This is a genomic window from Streptomyces sp. WAC00040, assembly GCF_056835925.1.
Genome location: NZ_JAKQZE010000005.1, coordinates 376,444 through 388,998 on the forward strand (window position 1 = coordinate 376,444; position 12,555 = coordinate 388,998).

Annotated in this window: 10 protein-coding genes and 3 pseudogenes; 8 read left to right on the forward strand and 5 right to left on the reverse strand. The window is 65.9% G+C overall.

Annotated elements, in window-relative coordinates; genetic code table 11:
• Positions 1-60: 60 nt before the first annotated feature.
• From MDN94_RS36650 to MDN94_RS36665, 4 genes and pseudogenes are all read left to right on the forward strand, one after another.
• Positions 61-357 (forward strand): annotated as a pseudogene (locus tag MDN94_RS36650) (helix-turn-helix domain-containing protein); the annotation flags it as partial.
• 71 nt (positions 358-428) lie between these two features.
• A complete protein-coding gene (locus MDN94_RS36655; protein ID WP_482730101.1) occupies positions 429-1,694 on the forward strand; it encodes an IS110 family RNA-guided transposase in 1,266 nt (421 codons plus the stop codon).
• 367 nt (positions 1,695-2,061) lie between these two features.
• Positions 2,062-3,279 (forward strand): annotated as a pseudogene (locus tag MDN94_RS36660) (IS110 family RNA-guided transposase); the annotation flags it as partial.
• A gap of 25 nt (positions 3,280-3,304) precedes the next feature.
• A pseudogene (locus MDN94_RS36665) lies at positions 3,305-3,671 on the forward strand (transposase); the annotation flags it as partial.
• 23 nt (positions 3,672-3,694) lie between these two features.
• Here MDN94_RS36665 and MDN94_RS36670 read toward each other — a convergent pair.
• On the reverse strand, positions 3,695-4,084 hold the full coding sequence (locus tag MDN94_RS36670) for an ankyrin repeat domain-containing protein (protein ID WP_482730102.1): 390 nt from the start codon (positions 4,082-4,084) through the stop codon (positions 3,695-3,697).
• Between the two features lie 803 nt (positions 4,085-4,887).
• Between MDN94_RS36670 and MDN94_RS36675 the strand changes: the two genes are divergently transcribed.
• From MDN94_RS36675 to MDN94_RS36690, 4 genes are all read left to right on the forward strand, one after another.
• Positions 4,888-6,273, forward strand: a complete 1,386-nt coding sequence (locus MDN94_RS36675; RefSeq protein ID WP_482730103.1) for a hypothetical protein — start codon at positions 4,888-4,890, stop codon at positions 6,271-6,273.
• Positions 6,274-6,663: 390 nt separating this feature from the next.
• Positions 6,664-7,434 (forward strand): transposase family protein, encoded by a 771-nt coding sequence (locus MDN94_RS36680; RefSeq protein WP_482730098.1) that lies wholly within the window; start codon positions 6,664-6,666, stop codon positions 7,432-7,434.
• A gap of 120 nt (positions 7,435-7,554) precedes the next feature.
• Positions 7,555-8,487, forward strand: coding sequence for a transposase (locus MDN94_RS36685; protein ID WP_482730037.1), 933 nt, complete (start codon positions 7,555-7,557; stop codon positions 8,485-8,487).
• A 672-nt stretch (positions 8,488-9,159) separates the two neighbouring features.
• Entirely contained in the window at positions 9,160-10,398 is a 1,239-nt protein-coding gene (locus tag MDN94_RS36690) for an acyl-CoA dehydrogenase family protein (protein WP_482730104.1), read from the forward strand.
• Between the two features lie 87 nt (positions 10,399-10,485).
• Here MDN94_RS36690 and MDN94_RS36695 read toward each other — a convergent pair whose 3' ends face one another.
• Genes MDN94_RS36695 through MDN94_RS36710 form a run of 4 tightly spaced genes read right to left on the reverse strand, consistent with a single transcriptional unit; the run spans position 10,486 to position 12,523 of the window.
• Positions 10,486-11,079 carry a GAF domain-containing protein gene (locus MDN94_RS36695; protein WP_482730105.1) on the reverse strand — a complete coding sequence of 198 codons (594 nt, stop codon included), beginning with the start codon at positions 11,077-11,079 and terminating at the stop codon, positions 10,486-10,488.
• Between the two features lie 31 nt (positions 11,080-11,110).
• Positions 11,111-11,725 carry a GTP-binding protein gene (locus MDN94_RS36700; protein ID WP_482730106.1) on the reverse strand — a complete coding sequence of 205 codons (615 nt, stop codon included), beginning with the start codon at positions 11,723-11,725 and terminating at the stop codon, positions 11,111-11,113.
• Positions 11,703-12,074: a DUF742 domain-containing protein gene (locus MDN94_RS36705; RefSeq protein ID WP_482730107.1), complete on the reverse strand. Its 372-nt coding sequence runs from the start codon at positions 12,072-12,074 to the stop codon at positions 11,703-11,705. The genes MDN94_RS36700 and MDN94_RS36705 overlap by 23 nt, the downstream gene beginning before the upstream one ends.
• A 2-nt stretch (positions 12,075-12,076) precedes the next feature.
• Positions 12,077-12,523: a roadblock/LC7 domain-containing protein gene (locus MDN94_RS36710; protein WP_482730108.1), complete on the reverse strand. Its 447-nt coding sequence runs from the start codon at positions 12,521-12,523 to the stop codon at positions 12,077-12,079.
• Positions 12,524-12,555: the final 32 nt, after the last annotated feature.

Sequence of the window (12,555 nt, forward strand, 5' to 3'; positions counted from 1 at the left end):
AATTCCCGCGCGTAGGGATCTCCGTAAGTCCGGGCTCTGGCGTGGTGGGACGATCTTGATATGGCAGCAGTGATCACGGCGTCGGAGCCGTCTTGGATAGCCCCGTTCACCGGGCTGAACCCGTGCGCTTTCCGCAAGCTGATCACGATGCTGCGCCGCGAGGGAGCCGAAGTGCTGCGGCCGGGACGCCCATGGTCGCTACCGCTGGAGGACCGGGTGTTGCTCGTCGCCGCTTACTGGCGCACCAACCTGACGCTGCGGCAGCTCGCCCCGCTGTTCGGCGTCTCGAAGTCCGCAGCCGACCGGATCGTGGCCCGCACCGGCCCACTGCTCGCGCTCAAGCAGCGACAGCGTTTCACTGCCATTAGGGAGTACGCGCACCCTGCACAGGCTCTGGCCTGCGGAAAAGGCTGAAATGAGGAGACGGTATGGAACTCGCAGGGTTACCGGCACCTGTGTTCTGCGGAGTGGACTGGGCCGAGGACCATCACGACATTGCGCTCGTCGACGCGGGCGGGAAGCAGGTCGCCAGGCAGCGGATAAGCGACGACGCCGCTGGATTCGCACAACTCACCGCGCTGCTGGCAGCACACGGTGACAGCAAGGAAACGCCCATCCCGGTCGCGATCGAAACATCCCGCGGCCTCCTGGTCGCCTGTCTGCGGGCAACCGGGCGTCCGGCCTTCGCAATCAATCCGCTGGCCGTGGCACGTTACCGGGACCGGCACTCGGTCGCTCGGAAGAAGTCCAACGCCGTCGACGCGGCCGCCCTGGCGAACATCCTGCGCGTCGACATGCCCGCGCACCGGCCTCTGCCCGCAGATTCCGAACTCGCCCAGGCGATCGCCGTACTCGCCCGAGCCCAGCAGGACGCGGTCTGGGACCGCAACCAGGCACACAACACGCTCCGCTCCCAGCTACGTGAGCCCTACCCGTCGATCTTGGCCGCCTTCCCGGAGCACAAGTTCGGGCTGTGCTCCCGTGAGGCCCGGACCATCCTGGCGGCAGCGCCCACTCCGACCGCCGTCGCACGGCTCACGCGTCGGCAGTTGCAGGCCCTCCTCAAGCGGGCTGGCCGCAGCCGCGGCATCGCTGCTGCGGCTGACCGCCTGCACGAGGTCTTCCGCCGCGACTACCTGCACCACCTCCCGCAGGTCGAGGAAGCCTTCGGCCGGCAGACCACCGCGCTGCTACGGCAGCTGGAGACCGCCTGCGTCAACGCCGAAGAGCTCGAAGCGGCCAGCGCCCAGGCCTTCGAACAACACCCGGACGCCTCCGTCATCACCAGCTTTCCAGGCCTTGGCTCGTTAACCGGTGCACGGGTTCTAGCCGAGATCGGCGATGACCGGTCACGCTTCGCCAACGCCTCCTCCCTCAAGCCCTACGCCGGCAGTGCCCCCGTCACCCGGGCCAGCGGCAAGAGCTGCGTCGTGACCAGCCGCCGGATCAAGAACCAACGGCTGGCCGCCGTCGGCTATGTCTGGGCCTTCGTCTCCCTGACGAAGTCACCCGGAGCCCGAACCCACTACGACCGCCGACGACAAGCCGGGGACCGTCACGTCGCAGCCCAACGGAACCTGTTCAACCGCTACATCGGGATGCTCTTCCACTGCCTCCAGCACCAAGAGCCCTACAACGAGGCGAAGGCCTTCCCAAACCAACAGCCCTCGGACATCGTCGCGGGCGCCGCTTGACGCGCTAAGGAAGTGGGATGTCTCTTTCGAAGGTCCTGACCTAATGGCGGTGCACGACGGTGACGGAGGGCCGGAGGACGTCTGGTCCTGACCCGGAGCTCGACTCCTGCTTTATTGAGGCTGTGCGTAACCAGCCTTCCGTTTCCGGCACGTCGTGATCATCCGCTGGGTAGTGCGTCTTCCGAGCCGTCGGCAAGGAGACCTCTCATCGACACCAGAGCCACGTGCTCCGCATACAGCACGGGGCCCTTGCCGACCGCTGGGGATGCGAACTGCCAATCGGATGCCGGACCTGCGAGTCCTCCCATTAGGGCGCGGCGTTTCCCTGCACTGGCTCCTGCACTATCTGCGTTCGAGGAGGGCCTACTTGAAGATCTTCTGCGGCATCGACTGGGCGGAGGACCACCACGACGTCGCCCTGGTCAACGAACGCGGCGATCTGGTCGCCAAGCAACGGATCAGCGACGACCTCGCCGGGCTAGATGCCCTGCAGCACCTTCTCGCCGAGGCCGGGGACGAGCCCGGGGATCCGATCCCCGTCGCGATCGCCGCGGTCTGCTGGTGGCATGCCTGCGAGCCACCGGCCGCCCCGTCTAGGCCATCAACCCCATGCCGGTCGCTCGCTATCGTGAGCGACGTTCGGTCGCGCGGGCCAAGGACCACGCGGACGCACTCGCCCTGGCGAACGCCCTGCGCACGGACGCGGACCATCACCGTCCGCTGCCCGCCGACTTCGAACTTATCCAGGCGATCGCCGTCCTGGCCCGGGCCCAGCAAGATGCGGTCTGGAACCGTCAGCAGCTGGCCAACCAACTTCGTTCCCTGCTGACGGAGTTCTTCCCGGCCGCACTGGCCGCCTTCCAGGTCAAAAACGTGGGCCTTGCCCACCCGGAGGCCCGCACCGTCCTCCCCGCAGCTCCCACTCCTGCCGCAGCTGCCGCGCTGAGCAAGGCACGGCTTCGCTCTCTCCTGCGCAAGGCCGGCCGCCAGCGCCGCACCGAAACCAGGGCCGAGCACCTCGCCGGAGTCCTGCGCGAGCCGCACATGCGTCAGCTCCCTCGCGTCGAGGAAGCCTTCGGCCAGCAGGTCAGAGCACTCGTCCTGCAACTCGATGCCGCCGCCCAGGCAGCCGACGACCTCGCCGCCGCATGCGCCGAGAAGTTCACCGAACACGAAGACGCGCAGATCATCACCAGCTTCCCCGGCCTGGGCGAACTCACCGGAGCCCGCATCCTGGCCGAGATCGGCGACGACCGGTCCCGCTTCGCCGACGGCCGCGCGCTCAAGGCATACGCCAGCTCGGCCCCCATCACCAGAGCCTCCGGGCAAGAGCCTGATCGTCCACCACCGCAAAGTGAAGAACCAGCGACTCGCCGCAGGTGGCTACGTCTGGTCCTTCGCCGCGCTGTCCGGATCCCCCGGAGCCCGCGGCCACTACGACCGCCGCAGAAGCATCGGAGACCGTCACACCGCAGCCCGGCGCAACCTCTACAGCCGACTCCTCGGCCAGTTGCACCACTGCCTCACCACACGCCAGAACTACGACGTGAACACCGCCTTCCCCACCCCGCTACCGGCCCCGGCTCGACGCCATAGACCGATCGGATGTCTCGATGCCCGGCATCGGCGTCAGGACCGGAGCCAGGATCCTAATACGTGGGCGACGGCAGCTGCTTCCCGTCCGCCGCCCACCTGGCCGCCTATGCCGGTCTCGCCCCCGCGGCGCGAAGTTCGGGCTCCTCAATCCGCGGCGAGCAGCCGTCCCGGCGGGGAAAGAAGCAGCTCAAACGCGCCTTCTTCCTGTCCGCGTTCGCGGCCCTGGCCGCCCCGGTCTCCCGGTCCTACTACGACATGAAGATCAGCCAGGGCAAGCACCAGACCCAAGCCCTCCTCTGCCTCGCCCGACGACGAGCCGACGTCCTCTTGGCAATGCTCCGAGACGGCACCTTCTACGAGCCGCGTCCAGCAGCCGCATGAAAGGCATGAGGCGTGACCAGCATCTACCGGTTCTGCCCGGCGCCGGGCACCTGAACGGCCACGTCGTAATTGCCGATCAGGTCGGCAAGACCGCGCGGGCTCAGGCCCTTCGCGTTCTGCTGTTCCGGATCGGCTCCGGCCTCCCGCAGTACTCGGAGCCTCGCCGGATCACCTCGGTAATTGAACACGGCGTTGATCAGAGCAGTGTTGCCGTTGCTGTCGCCGACATCGACGGACGCACCCGCCGCCAGGAGCATCTCTGCGGCCGACGCGACCTGGGACTGCGCGGCGAAATGCAGGGGCGTCATCCCCGCCTTGTCCGCAAGGCCTGGATCGGCGCCATCCGCCACGGCCGCCCGCAAGCCAGCGACGTCTCCATGCAAGGCGCCGTAGTGCACCGAAGTGCGATCCATCCAGTCGCGACCCTGATCCCTATCCTCCATAACGCCAATCCTCTCCGAGCTTGACGGGGGAGATAGGGGCAGTCCCCGACACCGGCTGCATGGCGACCGACGGACCCGAAGCGAAGCGGTCGGGGGCCCCTGTGGGGCGCGGAACTCGGCCCTACCGGGCGTCGGCACGGCCGGTGATGACTGTGGAGTTGGACACGCTGTTCCAGCGGGATGGACGGGGGCAGCAAAGTGTTTCCCGAGGGGCCCCGACGAAGGCCATCCACAACTGAACTGTCCGGAACCAACGGACTTCCCACTGTCCCAACCACTTCTCCCAGTCCTCCTCGCTCAGGGCCTCGGGCATGGGGCCCACGGGCTCATGCCGCTTGGATTTTGCGCTGTTAGGCTCTGCCCAGTTTCACCGACAGCCGGTATTCCGGCAGTGAAATGAACCCATATCCCCCTTTCCCATGTCGTGAATGCAGGCCCGTTGAAGGCCACAAACTCAGGACTGGCGGCCCAGGACTCTTGTGGTTCTGACCGTCCGACATGTTCGCCACCTGCAGGTGGGGACCAGGTGAAATTTGAACCCTGAGACGCATTCAGGCCCCCTGCATTCCCCTTTCTGATGCACACCCTTCCCTTCCGCACAGTGGTGATCAGGGCGTTGCCCAGAGGATCGCTACATTGTCCCGGCATGTCATCTGGAGGCAGTCATGGCACCTTCTCTTTCCCGGCGCGGCTTTCTGGGTGCGGGTATGGCCGCATCCGCCACAGCTCTCGTCGGCCGGACCTCCTGGGGGGCCCCAAGTTCCGTCGGCGTCTTGAGTGACGGGCTCCCCGGTCTGCAAGCACCCGACATGTGGGGCGATCTGAAGGCGATGGTGAATCTCGGGCCGCGCATGGTCGGTTCGCGGGCGCACGCCGCATTTCTCGACTCCATCGAAAGCCAGCTTCGAAGCGCCGGTCTTGGCGTTGACCGCACTACCCAGTACTTCACAGGATGGCACCCTCTCGGGACCGCGCTGAGCATCTCCGACGGGCCGGCTGCGGGTGTGGTCGAAGTCGCCGCACCGTACCCGTACTCCGGCGCCACCTCCTCGAGCGGAGTCACGGGCAAACTGGTCTACGTCAGCCGCGGGACTCCCGAGGACCTGGCTGCAGTGGACCTGCGCGGCAACATAGCCGTCTTCGAGGTCCGCCCGATCGTGACCGTCCCGTTCGCGGCCTTCGATCCCTTGGTTGTCAGCACGTACGACCCGGACGGCACGTTCCGGCCCGACGAACCGATCAGCCTGGCCTGGGAGACGCCCCTGCCGATGCTCGACGCGGTCAAGCAGGCCGGTGCAATCGGGGCGATCATGCTCGTCGACTCCTCCCCCGGCTACACCGCCAACCAGTGGATTCCATATAACCGCATGCTGCAGGACACCCCGGCGCTGATCCTGGACCGGGTGGCCGGGGCGCGGGTGCGGACCGAGGCCAAGGCGGGCGGCATCAGCGCCACATTGCAACTGACTGCGAGCGTCAGCCGGCAGAGCACAGACATGCTCGTGTCGGTGATCCCCGGGGCGAGCGACGAAGTCGTGCTGATGAACACCCACACGGACGGTATGAACGCCATAGAGGAGAACGGCGCAGTGGTCCAAGCTGGCATCGCGCAGGCACTTGCCCGCCTGCCCCGCTCGGCGCGGCCCCGCACCTACGCGGCCGTCTTCACTACGGGCCACTTCCTCCTCGAAGCAGGGGGTCTGAAGAGTACCCACCTGTTCATCGACACCCGGCCAGATCTGATGAGCCGGGCCGTCGCCGGCTTCTCCATTGAACACGTCGGTCCGCGCCAGTGGGTCGAGAAGGACAACCAGTACGTGTCGACGGGTCTCACAGAACCGCACGTCCACCTCACCAGCCCGGTGCCCGCTCTCCAGCAGTTGTGCGCCCGGGCCTCCGCAGCGGCGGACTTCCGGCGCACCAAGGTTCTTTACCCCTCTCCCAGCGACGGCCTCTTCGGTGAGGGCACCTTCCTGTATGACGTCGGTGTCCCGACAATCCAGACGATCTCGGGGCCCCACCGACTGATTCAGGCCAGCCGCGAGCGGGTGCTCGACACCGAGATCGACAAGAACCAATGGGAACGCGGAGTCGACTTCTGTACCCGGGTGGCCGGTGCCCTGTCGACCATCCCGACCGACCAGCTGCGAAGCGGCTGACGGCAGTTGGTGGTCCAACACGTTTCGTCGCTCTAAATGCCTTTCGTACGAGCGTCTTGACCCGCCCCAAAGCGTCCAGCCCGGTATGCGAGATTCACGCACTGCTTGCGGAGGCACGTTCACTGCTGTTGTGAACAGCAGCCCGGAACGCACGAAACTCGGTCATCCCGAATTGGGATGGCCGAGCTCGTCGTGTACCGAGCCGGCGGAGCGGCCGGGCTGGAGGCTCAGCCGACTGGGGCGTGCAGGAGCCCCTGTGTGCTCTCGGCAGCACCAGCCGCAGGACCGGTGCGGTGGACTGAGGGAAGCGGCAAAGGCTGCGACGAGATCGTACGGCACGCCTGCGTCGAAGGCAGCTGCAGAAGGCTGCGACGGGAACTTTTACCCTGTTTGGGTGGGGTGTTGAGGGCTGAGCCGTTGTGGGTGGAGACGTTCACGGGGCTGCGGATGCGGCAGTTCGAACGGCTGCTGAAGGTGGTCCGGGGACGGGGTGGGAACGGTCCTGGCGGTGGTCGGCCGTGGTGTCTGCCTCTGGCCGACCGGGTACTGCTCGTCGCGGTGTATTACCGCACGAACCTCACCATGCGGCAGCTCGCGCCGCTGTTCGGCGTCTCGTCGGCGACGGTGTGCCGGGTCATCCAGCGGCTGCGGCCGCTCCTGGCCATCGAGCCGGCCACCCGCCCTGCCGATGTGGTGGAGCGGTTGTGGATTGTGGATGGCACCCTGATCCCGGTCCGCGACCGGAAGGTCGGAGCCTCCTCACGCAACTACCGGTTCTCCGCGAACGTGCAGGTCATCATCGATGCCGACACCAAACTCGTCATCGCGGCGGCCAGGCCGGTCCCTGGGACGACCGCGGACGCGAAGGCATGGCGGGACTCCGGCCTGGCCGAGCGATGTGAAGGCGTGACCGTGCTGGGCGACGGGGCCTACATCAACACCGGCCTCGTCGTCCCGCACCGCAAACGCCCCGGACGGGCACTCCTGCCCGGTGAGGAAGAGGACAACGCCGAACACCGACGGGTCCGCGCCCGCGTCGAGCACGCCTTCGCCCGCATGAAGCACTACAACATCCTCCGCGACTGCCACCAGCGCGGAAACGGGCTCCACCACGCCGTCCAAGCCATCGCCCACATGCACAACCTCGCCCTCGCCGCGTGATCACACCGGCCACAACCCGGCTCTGACCTGCCTGAACACAACCTTCTGCAACACGCTTTACGAGCTCGTGCATGGTTGGCGGTGAGACGTCGAGCCTGGATGGTTGATCATGGTCAGGTGGTGGGGAACGCGACGCGTGCGGTGATCATCAGCAATCGGCGGATCACGGGTCTGACTGCCAAAGTGATTGCTGAACTCGTCGAGGAAATCGGCCCGTTGTGGCAGGAGCGTCACCAAGCGAGGCTTGCCGCTCGCCCGCGGAAGCGGGCCGTGGGCGCGGGCGCGAAGCACCGGCTGGTGTTCATCGACCGTCTCTTGGCCACCCTCGTCCATCTCCGCCACGGGGTCACCCATGACGTGCTGGCCTGCTGGTTCGGCGTGGACCGATCCACCATCACCCGTGCCGTCGGTGAGGTGCGGCCCCTGCTCGCCGAGCGAGGGTGCACCGTCAGCCCCGACGTGCGGCTGCGGACCCTGGCCGAGGTCGTCGACCATCTCGGCTCGAGCGGGACGACCGGCATCGTCGACGGCACCGAGATCCGGGTTCGCCGCCCGGCCGCCGGACACAAGGACCGCGACAAGTTCATCTCCGGCAAGAACAAGCAGAACGCCGTCAAGTCCATGGTGGTCACGGACGGCGAAGGCCGCGTGCTGTGGTGCAGCCCAGCACGGCCCGCGAGCTGCGCAGACATCACCCAAGCCCGCCAGTTAGGGCTGGTCAGGCTCCTGGCCGACGGGCCGGCGGTGGAGATCCTCGCCGACGCCGGCTACCAGGGGCTGGGCGCTCAGACCGGCGGACGGGTGGTGACACCACCGCACCGCAAGTTCAAGAAGAACGCCCCGGACTGGTACGAGGAGATGCACGAACACCAGCGCAAGGCACACTCCTCACGCCGTATCCGTGTCGAGCACGGCATCGCCCATCTGAAGAACTGGCGGGCCCTGGCCCGCCACCTCGGCCGCCGCGAGCATATGAGCGACACCATCCAAGCAATCGCCAGCCTGCTGTCCCACCAGCAGACCGTGGACCTGAAGCCGACACGGCAGACGTGAACCCAGGCCACGCCGAAGTTCGCGACGTCTCACCGCCTACCGTGCACGAGCTCGTTAGTGTCTGCGTGACTGCAGCCTCAAAGGTGACGGTATCCATCATCCACGCTCGGCATCACCCGCCTCCCCAACGTCACCCTCGCCGAGTAGGCGGCCATCCCCGTAGCGATCCGCCGCATGCCACCGATCGGAGATCATTTTCGGGACAGCCCCTGGGACAAGCTCGCCTCGCCGGGCCTTCACGAAGCAGTGCAGATCTGCAGTGGGCCTGAGGACCTAGGAGTTCACGGCCGAAACTTGGCGGCGGCTAGGTCAAACCTTGATGGGTGGCTAGACGCCCCTCGATGGCCGGTGCGCATTGGTGGCGACTGCCCTACCACTGAGGAACGTGCCTGGTGAAAAGGCCACTGGCCAAGGGGCAACAAGTGCTGCCCCGCGAGCATTTTCAACTCATCGTGTCTCACTATGCGAGCAAGGCGCTTGTCGTATCTCACAGTTCGACCCTAACCACAACACGTAGCATTTTGGCCAAAGGTAGCAAATGATCTTGGCTGTGAAGGGGCGACCTGTAGACCATGTTGCCAGTCGGCCAGCGTGGGGGACGGGGAACGACTGCTCGACGTACGACCTCCGTGTCCCCTCTGGACACGGGGGAAGCACGGAGAAAGGCTCGTCGTGGAACGATATTTCGCCAACGACTACCACCAAGATCTGCGTCGGCAGGTGCGCGACTTCGCTGAGGAAGAAGTGCGGCCCAGGGTGGCCGAGATGGAAGCATCACGCGCCGCCTCCCACGAAGTGTCCCGTGCAATTGCCCGACAGGGCTGGATTGGCGCAACCATCGACCCCGCCTACGGGGGCATGGGCGCCGGACACCTGGCTAAGACCATCATCATCGAGGAGCTCGCGCGTGTCAGCGGAGCCATGGGAGCGATGGTCCAAGCGAGCCAGTTGGGCGTCGCGAAGATCATCCACTTCGGTAACGACAGGCAGAAGCGGACCTGGCTGCCACGCATCGCCGCTGGGGATGCACTGCCGACGATCGCGGTTACCGAGCCGCAGTCAGGTGGTCACGTCCTCGGCATGCAGTCCACCGCAGTCCGTGACGGCAATGACTACATCCTCAACGGAAGGAAGGTTTTCGTAGGCAACAGCCACGTAGGCGACCTGCATGGCGTCGTCGTCCGTACCAGCCCCGGATCTAAGGGACTCTCAGCCTTCCTTGTCGAGGCAGACCGCCCCGGCTTCTCGCTCGCCAAGCAGATTCCCGCCATGGGGCTGCATGGTTTTTCCTTCGGAGAGCTACGGTTCGATGCCTGCCGCGTGCCGGCAGCGAACAGGCTCGGTGAGGAAGGGCAGGGTCTCGCTGTTGCCTACAGCTCCTCAATTCTGTACGGCAGACCCAATCTGACGGCGGTCAGTTTGGGCATCCACCAGGCGGTGTACGACGAGACCCGGGCCTTCTGCCTTGAGCGGGAGCGGTACGGTGCGCCGCTCGGGGAACTCAACAACATCAAGTTGAAACTGGGCCTGATGCATCACCGGCTCATGACTGCGCGGTTGACCGCCTACCACGCTGTGGACCTGCTTGGCCGCGGGCTGCCGTGTGACGCGGAACTCATGAACGCGAAGTACCTGAACCACGAGTCCGCCGTCGAATCGGCACGCGACGCGATGGACATTCACGCCGCTGCGGGCCTCTTCACCGACCGTCCCGTAGAACGGTATCTGCGGGATGCGCAACACCTCTACGCACCCGCTGGCACCTCGGACATCCAGCTGCTGCGCTTGGGCGAGATGGCGCTTGGTACTGCGAAGGGCCAGTGGTCCGAGCGCCTGGCTGCCCTAGTGCGGAACACATCACCGCATCGCAGCGACATGGAGCAGCTGGCGACAATCGGCCACGCGGTGTGAGAACTCGGAGCCGCGGACGCAGTGCGTCGTCCGCGGCTCCCTCATCTAATTAAGATTCCCCCTACGAACGCGGCCGTCCGCTCTCCTTCAGAGCCGGTCCCGGTCCTCCGCGCTTATTATGCGGTCGGCCAGCGCCTGGGCCATGAACTTTATGGTCTCCACGCCCTGCGCCCCCCACTGCCTGGCCTCCGTGTCCACGACGCAGATGGTCCCGAGCGGCATGTCCGTGACGGGGTCGATGAGCGGCGTACCCAGATACGTGCGGATGCCCAGCTCGTTCACGACGGGGTTCCCGGCGAACCTCGGATAGTCGAACACGTCCTCGAGCGGGAACGCTTTCCGCCTAAGAACGACGTGCGGGCAGAAGCCGTAATCCAGCGCCATCTCCCGGCCGACCTGGCCCTGCTGTGGCGCCAGCTCCACCGTCTGGTCGGAGTCAGGGGTGTAAAGGCCGGCGAAGAATTGGCGGTGCTCATCGATGAGGTTGACCATGGCATAACGCGCTCCCAACTTGAGGGCCAGGTCTCGCGCGAACTGGTCGAACTCCGGAACCGGGCTGTCCCCCCGCAGGCCGAGCGCGCGCAGACGGGCGACTCGGGCCGGTGCATGGCGGTCATCGGGATTCAGGCGCAGATGGTCGGTCGAGTCACGTGAGAGGTCATGGAGTTCTGAGGAGGACATGGCGCTCCGTTCGACTGCAGGTTCAGTTGCGTCATGCGAGGGTCAGCGCAACAGGGGTGGGCTCAGCAACCGGCGTTGCGGGAGCAGAGCTGAGGAGGTGTTGTACAAGTGCGATGACGACGTTGGTCGCTGAGGCGCACTGGCGCGCATCGCACATCACCACGGGCACATGGGGCTTGAGGTCGATGGCTGCGCGGACTTCATCAGGGGTGTACTGGTAGGCACCATCGAACTCATTGACGGCGACTGCAAATGCGATACCGCGCCGCTCGAAGAAGTCGACGGCGGCGAAGCACGCATCAAGCCTGCGGGTATCGGTGAGGACTACGGCTCCGAGCGCTCCCTCAGAGAGTTCATCCCACATGAACCAAAACCGCTCCTGCCCGGGCGTTCCGAACAGGTAGAGGACATGGTCCTTGTCAAGAGTGATGCGACCGAAGTCCATGGCCACGGTCGTGGTCGACTTTCCCTCAACGCCGGCCAAGTCGTCTGTGCCGGCGCTCGCTTGGGTCAGCCGCTCCTCAGTGCTCAGCGGCTCAATCTCGCTTACCGCTCCAACGAAGGTGGTTTTGCCGACGCCGAAGCCCCCAGCTATAAGGATTTTCAGGGCAGTGGGAAAGGGGTCAGAGTCGCTTTCGTAGGCCACGCAGCACCGCCTCCAGTGTGTCTCGATCAGTCAAGGCCACCGACTCGATGGGCCCCCGTGTGGTGAGCGCCTCGTGCTGCACGAGGTCGGCGAGAAGCACTTTTGTGACGACGGCCGGCAGCTTCATGTAGGCGGCCACTTCGGCCACCGAGATGGGACCGCCGCACAGGTCAAGGGCATGCTCGTGTTCAGGCCCCAGATAGGTCTGCGGCCGCGCGCCGGTAGCAAGTACCAGCGTCAAGAGATCGAAATGCGTTGAGGGGCGGGTGCGCCCCTCAGCAACGGTGTAGGGACGCACTAGACGCCCAGCATCGTCGTCGACCCAGAGCCCGTCCGGCCCGTCAGTCATCCTCAGAGCCTGCCATCGAGCGGTGCACCCATCGGCTGGCGGTCAGGCGTGGCGAGGAACGGGCGAACGGACTTCACGAGCATGCCCATCTCGTAGCCCAGCGTGCCTGGATCGGCATTCGGTCCGGCGAGCACCGCGAGAACAGCGCCACTGCCGGCCGAGGACACGAACAGCAATGCGGTAGTCAGCTCAACGACCACTTGGCGCACCTCGCCGCCGTCGGCAAAATGCTGGCCGACTCCGCGGCCAAGGGAGCTGAGCCCCGAGGCCAAAGCGGCCAAGCGGTCTGCTGCGCTGTCGTCCAGCCCCGCGACGTGGTCGGCCTTTGTTGAAGCGGCAGCCTTTTTCAGGCCGTCGGAGGACAGCAGCAGCGCATGTCGAGCCCCCGGCACCTTGACCAACAGGTTCTGCAGAAGCCAGTCCAGCCGGTCGGTGTGGCCAGTACGCATATCACTCACGGTGACATTCTCTCTATTCGCGG